Annotated in this window: 13 protein-coding genes; 5 read left to right on the top strand and 8 right to left on the bottom strand. The window is 74.5% G+C overall.

Annotated features, from left to right (window positions below):
- Positions 1-56: 56 nt before the first annotated feature.
- Positions 57-2,540: a DEAD/DEAH box helicase gene (locus tag ACZ34W_RS11775; RefSeq protein WP_465603379.1), complete on the top strand. Its 2,484-nt coding sequence runs from the start codon at positions 57-59 to the stop codon at positions 2,538-2,540.
- Here ACZ34W_RS11775 and ACZ34W_RS11770 read toward each other — a convergent pair.
- The 7 genes from ACZ34W_RS11770 to ssd all read right to left on the bottom strand — a co-directional run bounded on the left by ACZ34W_RS11770 (position 2,535) and on the right by ssd (position 8,469).
- Entirely contained in the window at positions 2,535-3,029 is a 495-nt protein-coding gene (locus ACZ34W_RS11770; protein WP_465603377.1) for an Rv3654c family TadE-like protein, read from the bottom strand. The genes ACZ34W_RS11775 and ACZ34W_RS11770 overlap by 6 nt on opposite strands.
- Positions 3,017-3,406 (bottom strand): TadE family type IV pilus minor pilin, encoded by a 390-nt coding sequence (locus ACZ34W_RS11765; RefSeq protein ID WP_329488501.1) that lies wholly within the window; start codon positions 3,404-3,406, stop codon positions 3,017-3,019. The genes ACZ34W_RS11770 and ACZ34W_RS11765 overlap by 13 nt, the downstream gene beginning before the upstream one ends.
- Positions 3,407-3,470: 64 nt before the next feature.
- Entirely contained in the window at positions 3,471-3,605 is a 135-nt protein-coding gene (locus tag ACZ34W_RS11760; protein WP_396485931.1) for a DUF4244 domain-containing protein, read from the bottom strand.
- A gap of 233 nt (positions 3,606-3,838) precedes the next feature.
- Positions 3,839-4,456 carry a type II secretion system F family protein gene (locus tag ACZ34W_RS11755; RefSeq protein ID WP_465603374.1) on the bottom strand — a complete coding sequence of 206 codons (618 nt, stop codon included), beginning with the start codon at positions 4,454-4,456 and terminating at the stop codon, positions 3,839-3,841.
- Between the two features lie 284 nt (positions 4,457-4,740).
- Complete coding sequence (locus ACZ34W_RS11750; RefSeq protein ID WP_329488503.1) at positions 4,741-5,586, bottom strand: type II secretion system F family protein; 846 nt, start codon at positions 5,584-5,586, stop codon at positions 4,741-4,743.
- Between the two features lie 406 nt (positions 5,587-5,992).
- A complete protein-coding gene (locus tag ACZ34W_RS11745) occupies positions 5,993-7,345 on the bottom strand; it encodes a TadA family conjugal transfer-associated ATPase (protein WP_465603372.1) in 1,353 nt (450 codons plus the stop codon).
- Positions 7,345-8,469 carry a septum site-determining protein Ssd gene (gene ssd / locus ACZ34W_RS11740; protein ID WP_465603370.1) on the bottom strand — a complete coding sequence of 375 codons (1,125 nt, stop codon included), beginning with the start codon at positions 8,467-8,469 and terminating at the stop codon, positions 7,345-7,347. The genes ACZ34W_RS11745 and ssd overlap by 1 nt, the downstream gene beginning before the upstream one ends.
- Before the next feature lie 1,056 nt (positions 8,470-9,525).
- Between ssd and ACZ34W_RS11735 the strand changes: the two genes are divergently transcribed.
- Complete coding sequence (locus ACZ34W_RS11735) at positions 9,526-10,353, top strand: HAD family hydrolase (protein ID WP_359804183.1); 828 nt, start codon at positions 9,526-9,528, stop codon at positions 10,351-10,353.
- 543 nt (positions 10,354-10,896) lie between these two features.
- Here the strand turns inward: ACZ34W_RS11735 and ACZ34W_RS11730 are convergent.
- Positions 10,897-11,790 carry a Fic family protein gene (locus ACZ34W_RS11730; RefSeq protein WP_465603368.1) on the bottom strand — a complete coding sequence of 298 codons (894 nt, stop codon included), beginning with the start codon at positions 11,788-11,790 and terminating at the stop codon, positions 10,897-10,899.
- A gap of 267 nt (positions 11,791-12,057) precedes the next feature.
- Between ACZ34W_RS11730 and ACZ34W_RS11725 the strand changes: the two genes are divergently transcribed.
- From ACZ34W_RS11725 to ACZ34W_RS11715, 3 genes are all read left to right on the top strand, one after another.
- The gene (locus ACZ34W_RS11725) at positions 12,058-13,050 is read left to right on the top strand and encodes an ATP-binding protein (RefSeq protein ID WP_329488508.1); all 993 of its coding nucleotides are present in this window, start codon (positions 12,058-12,060) and stop codon (positions 13,048-13,050) included.
- 475 nt (positions 13,051-13,525) lie between these two features.
- Complete coding sequence (locus ACZ34W_RS11720) at positions 13,526-15,931, top strand: SulP family inorganic anion transporter (RefSeq protein WP_465603365.1); 2,406 nt, start codon at positions 13,526-13,528, stop codon at positions 15,929-15,931.
- 233 nt (positions 15,932-16,164) lie between these two features.
- A partial coding sequence (locus ACZ34W_RS11715) for an AMP-binding protein (protein WP_465603363.1) occupies positions 16,165-16,856 on the top strand: 692 nt, incomplete at its 3' end.

Raw genomic sequence — 16,856 nt, 5'->3', positions numbered from 1 at the left:
GACCGCACGATGGCTTACGACGATTCTCCGTCACGCCGGTGACACACTGGGTCCTCATGCCGCCCCGTCACAGCCTGCCCGAGGCACTGCTCACGACCCTGTCCACCACCCGGGGGCGGTCGGACCGGCTCACCCATACGGAGCACCTTCCCGCCCGACCAGCACGTTATTCACCCTGGCCCGACTCGATCCGACCCGAGATCGTCGCCTCCGCCCGGGAGCTGGGCGTGGAACGTCCTTGGGCTCATCAGGCAGAAGCGATGAACCTGGCCAAAAGCGGCCATACTGTGGTGATCGCCACAGGAACCGCCTCGGGCAAGTCACTCGGCTATCTGGCGCCGGTGCTCAGCGACCTGCTGGACGGGACCGAGGCCCGCAACGGCCGTGGCGCCACCGCGCTCTACCTGGCCCCGACGAAGGCGCTCGCCGCCGACCAGCGGCGACGGGCCGCCGAACTCGCCCCGCCCAGGGTCCGGCCCGCCCTCTACGACGGCGACACCCCGCCCGAGGAACGCGAGTGGGTCCGCCAGTACGCCTCCTACGTGCTCACCAATCCCGACATGCTGCACCGCGGCATCCTGCCCGCGCACGCGCGCTGGTCCTCCTTCCTCAAGACGCTGCGCTACGTGGTGGTCGACGAGTGCCACAGCTACCGGGGCGTGTTCGGCTCGCACGTCGCCCAGGTGCTGCGCCGACTGCGCCGGATCTGTGCCCGGTACGGCTCCTCCCCGACCTTCCTGCTGGCCTCGGCCACCACCGCCGACCCGGGCGCCACCGCCCGGCTGCTCACCGGGCTGCCCGCCGAAGCCGTCACCGAGGACGCCTCGCCCCGCGGTCCGATGGTGTTCGGGCTCTGGGAACCGCCGCTCACCGAGAACGTCGGCGAGCACGGGGCCCCGGTCCGCAGGACGGCCACCGCCGAGGCCGCCCACCTGCTGACCGACCTCGTCGAACGGCAGACCCGCACCGTCGTGTTCGTCCGCTCCCGCCGGGCGGCCGAACTCGTCGCGCTCCAGGCCCAGGACCAGCTCGGCCGACCGCTCGCCGACCGGGTCGCCGCCTACCGCGGCGGCTACCTCGCCGACGAGCGCCGGGCCCTCGAACGCGATCTGCAGTCCGGCCGGCTGCTCGGCGTCGCCTCCACCTCCGCTCTCGAACTGGGCGTCGACATCTCGGGTCTGGACGCCGTCCTGATGGCCGGGTACCCCGGCACCCGGGCCTCGCTCTGGCAGCAGGCCGGGCGGGCCGGGCGCGAGGCCCAGGGCGCCCTGGCCGTCCTGATCGCCCGCGACGACCCGCTGGACACCTACCTGGTGCACCACCCGGAGGCGCTCTTCGCCACGCCCGTCGAAGCCACCGTGCTCGACCCCGACAATCCGCACGTCCTCGCCCCGCACCTGTGCGCGGCGGCCGCCGAACTCCCACTCACGGACGGCGACCTGGACCTGTTCGGCCCCTCCGCGGGCCCGCTGCTGCCCGTCCTGGAGCGGCGCGGGCTGCTCCGCCGCCGCGGTGGCGGTTGGTACTGGACCCGCCGCGAACGCGCCGCCGACGCCGTCGACCTGCGTGGCAGCGGTGGCAGCCCGGTGCAGATCGTCGAGGCCCCGACCGGCCGGCTGCTGGGCACCGTGGACGCCTCCGCCGCCCACACCACCGTCCACACCGGGGCCGTCCACATCCACCGGGGACGCAGCTACCTCGTCCGGGACTTCGACCTGGACAGCTCCGTCGCCCTGGTCGAGCCGGCCGACCCGCCGTACACGACGGCCGCCCGGGACATCACCTCCATCTCGGTGCTCTCCACCGACACCTCCCTCGCCTGGGGCGAGGGCCGGCTCAGCTTCGGTTCGGTGGAGGTCGTCAACCAGGTGGTCGGCTACCTCCGCAAACGGATCTCCACCGGGGAGATCATGGGCGAGACCAAACTCGACCTGCCGCCCCGGACCCTGCGGACCCGGGCGGTCTGGTGGTCCGTCACCGAGGACCAGCTGCTCGACGCGGACATCCCGCTCGACCAGTTGCCCGGAGCCGCCCACGCCGCCGAACACGCCTCCATCGGCCTGCTGCCGCTCTTCGCCACCTGCGACCGCTGGGACATCGGCGGTGTCTCGGTGCCGCTGCACCCCGACACCGAGCTGCCGACGGTCTTCGTCTACGACGGCCACGCGGGCGGGGCCGGGTTCGCCGAACGCGGCTTCCAGCGCGCCGTCCAGTGGCTGACGGCCACCCGGGAGGCGATCGCCGCCTGCGAGTGCGAACGCGGCTGCCCGTCCTGCGTGCAGTCGCCCAAGTGCGGCAACGGCAACGAACCGCTGGACAAGGCGGCCGCCGTCCGACTGCTGGACATCCTGCTCGCCGGAGCACCGGTGGCCGACGGGGCCGGGGCCCCAAGCGGGGACGGAGACGGGGACGGAGACGGGGACGGGGGCCGAGACGGGGACGGGGACGGGGACGGGGGCCGGACGCCTCACGAGCCTCAGGGCGACGGCGGCCCGGAGGCCGGGGCCGGGGCGGCCGAGCCGTCCGCCGGGGGCTCATGAGCCGCCTGCCGTCGCACCGACGCCCTCGTCCGCGGCAGCAGCCGTAGCAGCAGCCGCGGCACGGATCGGCCCGGCTCGGGAACGGGCCCGCGCCGGCCCGATCGGCAGATCCACCGGAAGGCGGCCGATCGACACCTCCGCCACCACCTCGACAGCGTCCGCCTCCCGGTCCACCGTGCAGGACACCAGGGCGGCCGCCTGTGCCCGTGCGATCCCGGCGGCCCGGGCGCACCCGCCGTCCAGGTCCAGCAGCAGCCGGTCGGCCGCCGCGAGGGCCGCCAGGTCGGCGGCGGACTCGGCGCGGTGGCGGGCGCCCACCACCGCGCCGACCGAGAGGACCGCGGCGAACGTCGTACAGCCGAGCACCGCGAACGCGACCAGCCAGACCGTCGCGGATCCGCCGTCGGTCGGGCGCCCGACCGACGCACGGGCGCCCCGGGCCCTGGCCACCCTGCCCATCACGGCCGCCCCAGGGGTCAGGAGGGCCATGGACCCGCACCCCCGCCGCCCGTCAGGGTGTCCTCCCGCGCCGCCACCGCGGCCGCGCCGAGCCGTACCGAGAGCAGGCCGGCGAGCCGGCCCGGGGCCGCCGAGGGCGCGTCCACCGTGACCCGAACCGTGTCCGCCTCGACGGCCACCCGCACAGCCGCCCCGGGCGGGGCCGCCGCCTGGGCGATCGCGGCAGCGTCCACCTCGCCACGTGCGGCCGCCCGGGCGCCCACCCGCGCCGCGTCGACGCAGCGGATCTGCGCGGCCGCCGCGAGCACTCCCCAGATCAGCATCACGGCGAGCAGGACCAGGGCCGGCATCGCCACCGCCGTCTCGGCGGTGACGAAGCCCGCGTCCCGGCGACGGAGCCGGGTCACCCCGGCTGCCCCGGACGTCCTGGCTGCCCCGAATGCCCCGGGAGGCCTGCCGGCCCACCGGCCGTCACGACGCATGGAGCGCCCGGGTGATGACCTCGGTCAGCGCTTCGACGATGGCCGTGCTGGTCACCACCTTGTACAGCACGGCGGCCAGCGCGCACGCGGCGACCGTGCCCACGGCGTATTCGGCGGTGGTCATTCCGGCGTCCGACCTGCCCCGGGCGCGAGCTGCCCGTCGGATCCGGACGGCCGCCCAGCGACTCCGCCGGCGACACACCCCGAGCAGGCGCCGGTACGGTCGGCCGTTGTCGGCGGGCCGGTGCGCGATCAATGCAGTCATGGATTCTCTCCTTGGGTTCTTTGCCGCTCAGGGCCGACTCGCGGCCCGGGCGGTGCTTCGAGTTCGACAGCGGAGGTTTTGAGGTCGTCGATTCAGATCGACCGGGCGAAGCCGGCGGTGAGCCCCATGACCACCGGGACGACGCTGATCAGTACGAACGCGGGGAGGAAGCAGAGCCCCAGCGGCGCCGTGGCGAGCACGCCGGCACGGCGGACGCTGGCGTGCGCCGTACGGGCGGCGGCGGTCCGACGGGCCTGCGCCAGCCCGACCAGCGGCCCGGCCGCCGGGGTTCCGCTCAGACTCGTCCGGATCAGGCAGCGGGCCAGCGGCGCCAGGGCCGGGTGCTCCTCACCCAATCGTCTCCAGCAGAGCTCCGGCGGTGCCCCCAGAGCCAGTTCGGCCGCGATCGTCACCAACCGTGGCCCCATCGGCGCGGCGACGCTCCGGCCGACCGCCGCCACCGCCGCGGCGGGCGAGGCGGCCGACCCGAGGCAGGCCGCGAGCAGCTCCGCGGCGAACGGGAGTTGCCGGGCGAGCTGTTCCTCCTCCCACGCGGACCGCCGCTCCGCCGGGGACCGCGCCCTGGTCAGCCACCGGTGCAGACCCACGGCCAGCAGGAAGCCCGCCCCCAGGCCTGGCCCACCGCCGAGCACGGCGGCCATGGCCGTCCCGGCGCAGGCCGCCACCACGGCCCGTCGCGCACGCACCATCGCGGCGATGCCCGGTGCGGCGGACCCGGCGCGCCGGAGGTGGCCCTCTCCCCCGCCGGCCAGCCGGCCGGGCAAGGTCGGCCGCCCGGCCCAGGTCGGCCGACGCCCCCGCGCCGTGGGCCGGCCCGGCCGCCGGGGCCGGGAGCGAGCACTGGACCGGAAGCCGCCGGAACGGAGCAGCGCGACCGCCCTCCGGCGGCCGGTCCGCCCCCTCGACCACCGCCGCAGGAACAGCGCTCCCGCTCCCAGCCCTGCCAGGAGGGCGAGCCGCTCGGTACCGGGCGTCACGCCGAAGCCGCCTCGGCACGGAACGAACCGCTCGGGCGACCGGGCCGGGCCCGCGTGCGGGAGATGCCGCACCGCCACCCACCGTCCGGCCGGTCGCCGACTGCGCCGCCGCCTCCGGGCTCGGCCGCGACCCCGGACCCGACCGTGGCCCCGGCGGCCGTCCCTCCGTCGCCCAGAGGACCCTCCAGGGCGCCCCGGGAGGCAGCCCGGACGATCCGGGCCGTCCAGGCCGCGCCGAGCCCCTCCAGCGCCGCTCCGCCCGCCAGGCAGGCGAGCCCGGCCGGAGTGTGCAGCAGGACGGTCAGCGGCCGGGCCCCGAGCGCCGCGCCGAGCAGCAGCCCGGCGACGGGCAGCGCCGCCAGGACGGCGATCGTCGTCCTCGGCGCGGCCAGCTCGGCCGCGATCTCCTCCGCCAGCGCCCGTTCGGCCCGCAGTGCCTCGGCGACCCCGTCCAGCCCGGCGGCCAGCCCCGCGCCGCCGTCGGACGTGACGCGCCAGCAGGCGGCGATCGCGGTCGCCCCGCGGCCACCCGGCAACTCCGCCAGCGACTCGAAGGCACCGGGCACATCTCCGCCGTACCGGCCGGCCGCGAGCCGGGCCACCGGCTCCAGGCCGATCCGGTGCAGGGCCTCGTCGTCCTCGGCGATTCGCGTGGTCACCAGGTGGAGCGCCTGCTCGGGCGTGGCGCCGCTGCGCAACTCCCCGGCCAGTGCCGCGCAGAGGTCCACCACTGCGGCGGCCCGCCGACCGGCCTCCGCCTCCACCGCGCGACGCCGCCGTCGGCGCCGCAAGGGAAGGAAGGCCAAGCCCGCGACCAGCACCGGCACCGGCGAAGCCGTCACCTGGGCGACTCCCAGCCCGCCGGGCAGGAGGAGCAACTCCGGCGTCAGCCACTCCGGCCGTCGCGGCCGCGCGGCCGAACCGGATCCGGCCGCCTCGGGGCTCGACCAGGGCCACCGCCACCGGGGCATCGGCACGCCATCGCTCCCACCCCCTCCCCCACCCGTCCCACCGACGAACAGGAGCCTGGACCGCCTGACTCCCACCACCTGGCGCTGGAGAGCGCTCCACCCCACCGTGGCCACCACACAGAGCATCGCCACCCAGCACAGCTCGACCTGATCTCTCGTCATCCCGCTCACTCCTTTCGCCGTTCACCCTTGCCGCGCCACAACCCCAGCAGCCCGGCCGCACCCACCGCGCACCCGCAGACCAGCAGGCCGAACGCCACCTCGACCGCCCCCGGGATCACGACGGTCCTCCCGCGAGCGCCGCGCCCACCGCCACCCCGCGGGCCGCGAGCAGCCGCAGAAGCCGGTCCCGGCCGGCTCCGGGCACGGTGGCCCCGCCCGCCGTGAACGCCACCGCCGCAGTCGTGACGGCCAGCCCGTCGCGGTCACCGGACAGCGTGTGGATCTCGGCGACCCGGCGCCTCCCGGAGGCCGGATCCCGCACCAGGTGCACCACCACGTCCAGCGCGGCCCGGAGTTGGCTGTGCAGCGCCGCCCGGTCCAGCCCCGCGAGCGAGCCGAGCGCCTCCAGCCTGACCGGGACGTCCGCCGCGGCGTTCGCGTGCACAGTGCCGCAGCCACCTTCGTGTCCGGTGTTCAAGGCGGCCAGCAGGTCGGATACTTCGGCTCCGCGCACCTCCCCCACCACCAGTCGGTCGGGCCGCATCCGCAACGCCTGGCGGACCAGATCCCGCAGGGTCAGCTCACCGAGCCCCTCCTGGTTGGGCGGTCGGCTCTGCAGCCGTACCACATGCGGATGGGCCGGTCGCAGCTCGGCGGAGTCCTCGACGACGACGATGCGCTCGCCGGGCCCGGCCAGCCCGAGCAACGCCGCCAGCAGCGTGGTCTTGCCCGTGCCGGTTCCGCCACTGATCAGCAGGGAGAGCCGGGCCCGCAGGATGCCTGCCAGCAGTTCGGCCCCGGCGGCGGGAAGCGCGCCACCGGCCACCAACTCGTCGAGCGTGAACGGGCGGGGCCGGCAGACCCGCAGCGAGATGTGGGTGCACCCGGCCGCGATCGGCGGCAGCACCGCGTGCAACCGGGTGCCGTCCGGCAAGCGGGCGTCCACCCAGGGCCGCGCGTCGTCGAGCCTGCGCCCGGCCGCCGTGGCGAGCCGGTGGGCCAGCCGACGGACCGCTTCGGCGTCGGCGAAGCGGACACCGGTGGCCCTGCGCAGACCGCCGCCCCGGTCGACCCAGACCTCGTCCGGCCCGTTGACGAGTACGTCCGTGACGTCAGGCGCCGACAGCAGCCGGTCCAGCGGGCCCGCACCCACCAGCTCGGCGCGCAGCGAGCGCACGGTGTCGAGGACTTCGTCTCCGCCGAGCGGCGGCCGGGTCGCCCGGAGCGCCGCCGCGACGGACCCGGCGGTCGGCGCGGCGCCCGACTCGGCCAACCTGAGCCGCACCGCGTCGACCAGCGCCGCCGTCCGCTCCTCCCGAGCCGTCCGCCCGTAGGGGGGCGGCTCGGGCCGCCGGCCGGACTCCGCCGGCCCGGCCGCCGTCGCCACGCTGCGCAGCGGCCGGCGCTCCCGCGCAGCGAGGCTCCGCCCGGTGGCGTTCGCCCTTCCCGTACCTCCGAGACGAACCATCAGTACACACCTCCGCCCACCGCCGGCACCGGCGGCAGCACCTCGTCCAGGAAGGTCTCGCAGAAACGCGCCAGCGGGCCCTCCGTACGGATCCCCGGCGGTACGCCCTGCTCGGCGTCGGCGGCCAGCCCGGGCTCCGGCTCCAACTCCCCCACCAGGTGGAGCCGCAGCCCCTGCGCGATCCGGTGGGCCGGGAGCCCGAAGGGCCGCAGCGGGCGCACCACGGCCCGTACGTCGTGGAGCCGCATCCGGACGGATGCCGCGACCCGGTCGGCGGCCGCGACCGCGCGCAGTTCGGCCGGCACCACCAGGAGTGCCAGGTCGGACTGCTCCAGCGCCTGGCCGGCGGCCGGGTCGAGCCGGCGCGGCACGTCGACCACGACCAGCCCGCCCCTGCGCCGGGCGGCGGCCAGCACGCTGCGCATGGCTTCGGGCGGCACGGCGAGCGTGTCGCCGCGGTCCCAGGACAGGCAGGAGAGCGAGGTCAGCCGTTTGAGCACCGGAAGCGCCTTCGCGAGTTCGGCGCCGCTGACCCGGCCCCGCGAACCGGCCAGGTCGGGCCAGCGCAGGCCGCCGGCCGTCTCACCGCCGAGCAGGATGTCGAGGCCGCCGCCCAGCGGATCGCCGTCGACGAGCATGGTCCGCCGGCCCGTGCGGGCGGCCGTGACCGCGAGCGCGCAGGCCAGGGTGGAGGCACCGGCCCCACCCCGGCCGCCGAGGACGGCGACGGTGAGCGCCGAGGTGCCGATGCCCTCGGTGGCGTCCGCGATCCGGTCGAGCAGCCACGCCTCGGCGTCCGGCAGGAACAGCACGTGCTCGGCGCCGAGTTGGACGGCCCTGACCCAGATGCCCGGGTCGTCCAGGTCCAGCCCGAGCAGCAGTACCCCGGTGCGGCGGGGGAGCCCGGCACAGCGCTCGGCCTGGTCGTCCCCGACGAGTACGAGCGGTGTGCTCTCCCAGAGCCCGCGCGTCGGCGGGGCACCCCGGATCAGCTGCGGCTCGGTACCTGCGGCCGCGCACAGCCGCAGCAGGTGCTCGGCCAGGCCGTCGTCCTCGGTGACGACGAGCGGGCCGGTGGTCGCCGGGCCGTCCGCGGCGGCGTGGTCGGTGAGTGGTGTCGACATGACGGTCTCCCCTGTACGGCGCCCGTACCGCTCGCGCTGAGCGGTACGGGCGCGCATCCGGATGGACGCGGCGGGCGACCGCGCGGCCGGCCCCATGGGGCCCGACCGGCAACCGCTGCCGTGCATCACGGTGGGGGGTGATCCGGATTCCGTCAGCCCCGTTCCGATTCCCTGTGGACAACTCGGGTCTGTGGATAACTTCGTTCACTCGGACAGGGGGCTATTGAGCAGTGAATTGACGAAACGGGCTCACCGAGAAGAGTCGGAACATCACGCCGAGGCTGATCGTCCCGGCCTCCACCGAGGCCTCCCGAACACGCTCCGGGGTTCTTCGCACGCTCTTCGAAGCATCCCGAGGGCGGCTTCGGAGGCTGGGGGCCGGCGCACGGCAACCTGAGCAACTGGCTACCGAGAGTGATGAAAGCGGACCGGTGCACCCTCGATCCGACACCCCTTGTAGATCGCCACCGGGCCGGGCGCGGAATCCTCCGCAGCAGCCGTTCAAGCCCTGAAAATGGCCCCGGACGTGCGACGACCCCCGCCGGGGGGGAGAGCGGGGGTCGTCTATCCACAGCCCGACTCGGGGGGGAGGAGCCGGACCGGGTTAGCACGGTCGCGAACGATCCGTGACTTCCATGGTGTACCCGAGCGGCCAGAAACACAAACCCGCGCGGCCATGAGTACGCCGAATGGCGGGCTGTTTTCCAGCGCCCTCTATCCTCGGTTCCCGTGGACACCACCGAGAACGCCGACGAGTACGCCGACGAGTCCCCGGACTCCACCGCCGAGACTGCCGAGATCGCCGAGACCATCGAGACCGCGGAGTCCGCGGAGTCCGCCGGGACGACCGGGACGACCGGGACCGCGGCGTCCTCGAAGTCCTCGGCGGCCACCGGGACCAAGGGGGCGGCTGTCGAGAACAGCGACAACCCTGCGGTGGACGGGAAGGCGGCGGAGGGGAAGCGCGGGAACTCCGGCGCCGTCCCGGATTCCGCGGCGGCCGAGCAGGACGGCGCCACCGCGGCCGAGGAGCCCGGCGCTCCCGCGGCGGCCGGCCTGCCGGTCACCCGCACGCGCCCGACAGGCCCCAGGACTGCCGCCTTCTTCGACCTCGACAAGACCATCATCGCCAAGTCGAGCGCCCTGGCCTTCAGCCGGCCCTTCTACCAGGGCGGTCTGATCAACCGTCGGGCCGTCCTGCGCAGTGCTTACGCCCAGTTCGTCTTCCTGGTCGGAGGCGCGGACCACGACCAGATGGAGAAGATGCGCGAGTACCTCTCCGCGCTCACCCGGGGCTGGAACGTCCAGCAGGTCCGCGAGATCGTCGCCGAGACCCTGCACAACCTCATCGACCCGATCATCTACGACGAGGCCGCCTCGCTGATCGAGCAGCACCATGCCGCCGGGCGCGACGTGGTCATCGTCAGCAGCTCCGGCTCCGAGGTGGTCGAGCCGATCGGCGCACTGCTCGGCGCGGACCACGTGATCGCCACCCGGCTGAAGATCGAGGACGGCCGGTACACCGGCGAGATCGACTACTACGCCTATGCCGAGAACAAGGCCGCCGCCATCCGGGAGTTGGCCGAGGTCGAGGGGTACGACCTCGCCCAGTGCTACGCCTACAGCGACTCCTCGACGGACCTGCCGCTGTTGGAGGCCGTGGGCCACCCGTCCGCCGTCAACCCGGACCGGGCACTGCGCAAGGAGGCGGTGGCCCGCGAGTGGCCGGTGCTGGTCTTCGACCGTCCGGTGGAACTGCGGCGCCGGCTCCCGGAATTCTCCGCGCCGAGCGGCTCGGTGCTGACGGCGGTGGCGGTCGGCGCCGCGGCACTGACCGCCGGTGTGATCTGGTACGTGGCGCGCCGCCGCCGTCCGGCGGCCTGAGGGCGCGTGGCCGGCGGCCGGCGCACCGGGCGGGTGGGCCGACACTCGGCCCGTGCGCCGGGCGCCTGCCGCTCGCGCCGTCCCGGCCTGCCGAAAGCAGCTCTCCCCAAAGAGATACTTACCCGGGCCCTTCGGATAGAACGGGCAAAAGCCGAAGACTTCTCGATTCGGGTTCCCCTTTCCCCCGAAACGCGATACAAAGGAAGCACGGCCCGCGAGACCCGGTACAGGACCGAAGAGGTCAAACCGACAACGCAGTTCAGGCCCCACGGACCGCACGTACAGATAGTCGAGCACCCACATGCAGCCGACCCGCTGTCGGGCCGCCGCACCAGACGAACGGGCAGGATCCCCGTCTGATGGGCACTTCCGGTGCATGCATGGTCACCCGGCACCTGTACCAGCGGCGGCACCCAGGCAGGATCGGGTGCCGCCGCATCCTCGCTCTCACCGCCCGCCGAACCGCCCGCGTCGCCGAAGCCGGCCGACCCCGCCGGGTCCGGCCCAGGGCGCGCGCCCGGCCGGACCGCGCCCCCGGACCGGTCAGACCATGCCGCGCTGCATCGCCTCGCAGACCGCCGTGCTCTCCCGCACGCCCAGCCGCAACGCCCGGCCGCAGTGGCCGATCCAGGCCGCAAGGCCGTCCGGTGTGCCCGCCAGGTAGCCGGCCAGCGCGCGCCGGTAGGTGTCCGTGCCGAGTTCCGCGAAACCGACCTCGGCCGGGCAGATCGACTTCGGGTCGAGCCCCTCGGCGATCAGGACGATCCGCTGCGCGGCGCGCGCGATCACACCGTTGAACGAGCCGAACGGACGCAGCGCCAACAGCTCCCCGTGCACCACCGAGGCCACCACCAGGGCCGGCGTCCCGACGCCCTGGCCCTCGGCACGGGCGATCAGCAGGCGGGAGAGCTGGTCCAGCCGGGCGGCGACCTCCTCGGCCCCGGGCGCCGGTGGCGGTTCGACCGCCGGCCCGGCCGGAGTCGCCTCCACCTCGACGCTCTCCACCGGCTTGAGTTCCAGCGGGAACAGGTCTTCCACACCCTCCCCGGCCCGCCTCGGCCGACCCGCCGCGGGGTCGGCGTCCCCGACCGCCAGCAGGTGCAGCCGGGCCAGCACCTGGAGCGGCGAGTGCCGCCAGACGCTCAGCAGCTGACCGGCCTCGGCCGCGATCCGCAGCGCGGCGCCGACGGTGCGGGACTCCTCGTCGGCGCTGAAGTCGCTGCGGCGCCGGACCTCCTCCAGCGGCCAGTCCGCCCCGGCCAGCGCCGCCGAGGCGCGGGCCCCGCGCAGCGCGGCTTCGGAGGTGACCTCGGCCGCGCGGCGGCGCATCACCCGGTGGCCGTAGAGCCGGTCGACGGCCTTGCGCACCTCGGCCACCGCGTCGGGCACCCCGGGGAGCTGGGCCAGCGGGGCGAGGGGATCTGTTCCTGTGCTCACCTACCCGAGAGTAATGAACGAGGACCCCCTCCCGGAACAGCAACCCCGCATCACCCGTTCGAGGCAATCCTCACTTCCCTCCGCCGGTGAACCCGAAACCACGGATAGCATGGCCACTATCGGAGACGATAACGATTTCCAATTCAGGAGATCGTCGGCCTCGGCGCAGTGCGGACGCGACCCGGAAGGGGCGCGCGGAGCGGCCCGGCAGAGGCCCCGAGCAGGCGGCCCCGAGATCGGGCCCCAGAGCGAGAGCGGGAGTCCCAGTTGAAGATCGCCTTCGTCGGCAAGGGCGGCAGCGGCAAGACCACGCTGTCCTCGCTGTTCATCCGCCACCTGGCCGCCGCGGGGCGCCCGGTCATCGCCGTCGACGCCGACATCAACCAGCACCTCGGCCCTGCCCTCGGCCTGACGGACGCTCAGGCGGCGGAGCTGCCGTCGCTCGGCGCCCACCTGCCGGAGATCAAGGAGTACCTGCGCGGCGACAATCCGCTGATCCGGTCCGCCGAGGAGATGATCAAGACCACGCCGCCCGGCCGCGGTTCGCGCCTGCTGCGGATCGTCGAGGAGAACCCGGTGTACGCGGCCTGCGCCCGTCCGATCGCGCTCGACGAGGGGTCCGTACGACTGCTGGCCACCGGCGCCTTCACGGAGGAGGACCTCGGGGTGGCCTGCTACCACTCCAAGGTCGGCGCGGTCGAGCTGCTGCTCAACCACCTGGTGGACGGCCGGGACGAGTACCTGGTCACCGATATGACGGCGGGCTCGGACTCGTTCGCCTCCGGGCTGTTCACCCGCTTCGACCTGACCTTCCTGGTGGCCGAGCCGACCCGCAAGGGCGTCTCGGTGTACCGCCAGTACAAGGACTACGCCCGGGACTTCGGCGTCCGGCTGCGCGTGGTCGGCAACAAGGTGCAGAGCGCCGAGGACCTGGAGTTCCTGCGCGCCGAGGTCGGCGACGACCTGCTGACCACCTTCGGGCAGTCCGACTGGGTGCGCCGGCTGGAGCGCGGCGCCGAGCCTCCGCTGCGCGCCCTGGAGCCGGGCAACCGCGCCGTGCTGGAGCAGCTGCGCGCCGAGGCCGACGCCGCCCACGAGCGGCGGGACGCCCTCCGCTACACCGAGCAGGCCGTCCTCTTCCACCTCCGCAACGCGGAGAGCTGGGCCAACGCCAAGGTCGGCATCGACCTCGCCACCCAGGTGGACGGCGACTTCGTGCTCGGCGGCCAGCGGCCCGCCCCGGCGGGCGCCCACGCCTGAAGGCTGATCCCGCCCCACCTCGGACGCCGCGCCGGAGCGCGCCCCGGTCGCACGCCCGCCCCGCCGCCGCCCATGGGCCGTGGCTTCCCCCGCCCCCGGGGAAGCCACGGCCCATTTGCGCGTGTTCGACGCCGCCACGGGCGCCACCAGCAGATTTCCGTCCGTTCGAACACCACCCAATGGGGTGAATCAAGGGCGCTGGACCTACCGCCCGAGATGACGCTGTGCAAAGCTTTCATTACCCTCGGTTTACCGAGTCTTGATGGTCCTCTCTGCGGCCTGGTCCTCCCCGGCTTCTTCGAGGCCCCTTGATGGTCCACGGCCCGGCCGGTGACACCCGCAATCCCCGCCGCGCCCCACGCCATCCCGCCACACCGTCGCGACCCACGACAGCCGATCCGACTCCCCGAGCCCCCACAACCGGACTCACCACCGGACCTGACTGCGTTCGTTCCCCCGGACAGACGGGAAGACAATGACCCTCGACATCTCCAGCGCACCCATCGCCTCCGACACCAACGACCACGCCCCGCCCGGACCGCCCTCTCGCGGTCACTGGGTGCAGGACCTCTCCGCCTCCCTGGTGGTCTTCCTGATCGCGGTGCCGTTCTCCCTCGGCATCGCCCTGGCCACCGGCGCCCCGCTCACCGCCGGGCTCGCCGCGGCCGCCGTCGGCGGCATCGTGGTCGGCTTCTTCGGCGGCACTCCCCTCCAGGTCAGCGGCCCCTCCGCCGCGCTGACCGTGATCACCGCCGGGCTGATCACCCAGTACGGCTGGCAGGCCACCTGCGCCATCACGCTCGCCGCCGGGCTGCTCCAGCTCCTGCTCGGCGTCCGCCGGGTGGCCCGGACGGCGCTCGCCGTCTCGCCCGCCATCGTGCACGGCATGCTGGCCGGCGTCGGCCTCACCATCGCCATCGCCCAGTTGCACGTCGTCCTCGGGGGATCCCCGCAGAGCTCCGCACTGGCCAATCTGCGCGCGCTGCCGAGCCAGTTGGCGGGCCCGCACCCGTCCGCGCTGGCCGTCGGCACGGTCACCGCCGCCGTCCTGCTCGGCTGGCCCAGGCTCGGCCGACTCCCCGGCAGGGCCGGGGCGTTCGGTGCCCGGCTGACCAAGGTGCCGGGCCCGCTGGTCGCCGTCGGCGCCGCCACCGCGCTCGCGATGGCCCTCGGGCTGCAGCTCGCCCGGGTCGAACTGCCCGCCTGGGAGCCGCACGACCTCGTCCCCGACCTGCCGCACGGGCCGATCGCCGCGATCCTGGCCGCCGTGCTGACCGTCACCGCCGTGGCGAGCGTCGAGTCGCTGCTCTCCGCCGTCGCCATCGACCGGATGGCCCACCGCACCGGGGACCTCGACCGCGAGCTGCGGGGACAGGGCCTCGCCAACATGATCAGTGGCCTGCTCGGCGGGCTGCCGATCGCCGGCGGCGCGGTGCGCAGCACGGCCAACGTCCGGGCCGGCGCACAGACCAGGTGGTCCTCGATCCTGCACGGCGTCTGGGTGCTCGCGGCCGCGCTGGCGCTCACCGGCGGGCTCCGCCGGATCCCGCTCGCCGCGCTGGCCGCGCTCGTGCTGGTGGTCGGCCTGCAGATGGTCAGCTTCGCGCACATCCGCAAGGTGCACCGGCACCGCGAGTTCCCGGTCTACCTCGCCACCGTGCTCGGCGTGGTGCTGCTCGGCGTTCTGCCCGGGGTGGCGCTGGGCGCCGCGACGGCCGTCCTGCTCGCGCTCTACCGCCTGACCCGCGCCCATGTGGACGTCCTGGCCGGCCCCGACGGCTCCTTCACGGTGCAGACGCACGGGCCGCTCACCTTCACCGCCGTGCCCCGGCTGAGCCGCGCGCTGGCCGGCATCCCCGCCGCCGCCGACGTGGCGGTCGTCCACGACGGCTCCTTCCTGGACCACGCCGCGTACGAGACGCTGCACAGCTGGCGGACGGGCCGCCAGGCGGCCGGCGGCCAGGTGTCCATGGTGACGCGGCGCCAGGACGACGAGGTCCTCGATCCCGACGGCACCGTCCGGGCGGGCAGTTCCTCCGGCCCGCACCGCTGCCGCGCCTGGACTCCCTGGGTCGGCCACCACTGCATCGACCAGCAGGAGGATCCGCACGGCCGGCTCCTGGACGGCGTCCGGGTGTTCCAGCTGCACACCGCTCCGCTGGTCCGCCCCGAGCTCGCCCGGCTCGCCCGGGAGGGGCAGACGCCCTCCCAGCTGTTCCTGACCTGCTCCGACTCGCGCCTGGTCACCAGCATGATCACCAACAGTGGGCCCGGTGACCTGTTCACCGTTCGCAACGTGGGCAACCTCGTACCGGCGCCGTTCGAGCCGGGCGCCGCCGACGACTCGGTGGCCGCCGCGGTGCAGTACGCCGTCGAGGTACTGGAGGTGCGCTCCATCACGATCTGCGGGCACTCCGGCTGCGGGGCCATGAAGGCCCTGCTGGACGGCGTCCACGACCGCCCCGGGCCGCCGACCGCGCTCACCCGCTGGCTGCGCAACGGCCGCGGCTCGCTCGACCGGCTGCGCCGCGTGCCCGCCGAGTTCGCCACCCGCCCGGCGGCCGACGTGGTGGAGCAGCTCTGCATCACCAACGTGGTCCAGCAGCTGGACCAGCTGATGGCGAACCCCGCAGTGGAGCGCCGGGTCGCCGAGGGGAGCCTGCGGCTGGTGGGGATGTACTTCGACTTCGCCACCGCCCAGGCCTACGTGCTCGACCGGGAGAGCGGCCGGTTCAGTTCGGTCGAGGCCCTGGGCGGCACGGCGGGCCCGGCACCCTGCGACACGCCCGGGCGAATGAGTGAAATCGAAGAGGTCTCCGCCGCCGGTGCGGACCTCGCCACGGCAGCCGTCACCGGGGGCGACCCCCGGCTGGCCGCCTGAGAGCCGGGCCCGTGTCCCGCCGGGGCGGACCGGGGCACGGGCCCAGTTCTCCGTACCGCCACCGAGGCTCTCCTCCCTCGGCCTGCCGTTCGACTCTCGGTCAAAGGTCTACACCAATTACCCGGCGCCTCTTGTCAACCGACCACTTCGCCTGGTGAGCTGTGCGCTGGGACACACGGGACAATCCCCACGCACGGGATTGACCCCGATCATGACTCGATGAGGAGTGCGCGTTGAGCAACGAGAGCCTGGCCAACCTGCTCAAGGAGGAGCGGCGCTTCGCCCCGCCGGCAGAGCTCGCCGCAGCCGCCAACGTCACCGCGGCCGCGTACGCGCAGGCCTCCGAGGACCGCCTGGGCTTCTGGGCCGAGCAGGCCCGCCGCCTCACCTGGGCCGTGGAGCCCACCGAGACGCTCGACTGGTCCAACCCGCCGTTCGCCAAGTGGTTCGCGGACGGCAAGCTCAACGTCGCGTACAACTGCGTCGACCGCCACGTCGAAGCGGGCAACGGCGACCGGGTCGCGATCCACTTCGAGGGCGAGCCCGGCGACAGCCGCTCGATCACCTACGCCCAGCTCAAGGACGAGGTCTCCCGCGCCGCCAACGCGCTGCTGGAGCTCGGCGTCGCCAAGGGCGACCGGGTGGCGGTCTACCTGCCGATGATCGCCGAGGCGGTCGTCGCGATCCTCGCCTGCGCCCGGATCGGCGCCACCCACTCCGTGGTCTTCGGCGGCTTCTCGGCCGACGCCGTCGCCTCCCGGATCCAGGACGCCCAGGCCAAGCTGGTCATCACCGCCGACGGCGGCTACCGCCGCGGCAAGCCGTCCGCACTCAAGCCCGCCATCGACGAGGCGCTGACCAAGACCGACGGCGTCGAGCACGTCCTGGTGATCCGCCGCACCGGCCAGGAGGTCTCCTGGACCGA

The sequence above is a fragment of the Kitasatospora sp. NPDC022856 genome (genome assembly GCF_055561235.1).
This window is presented reverse-complemented; position numbering and strand designations above follow the sequence as displayed.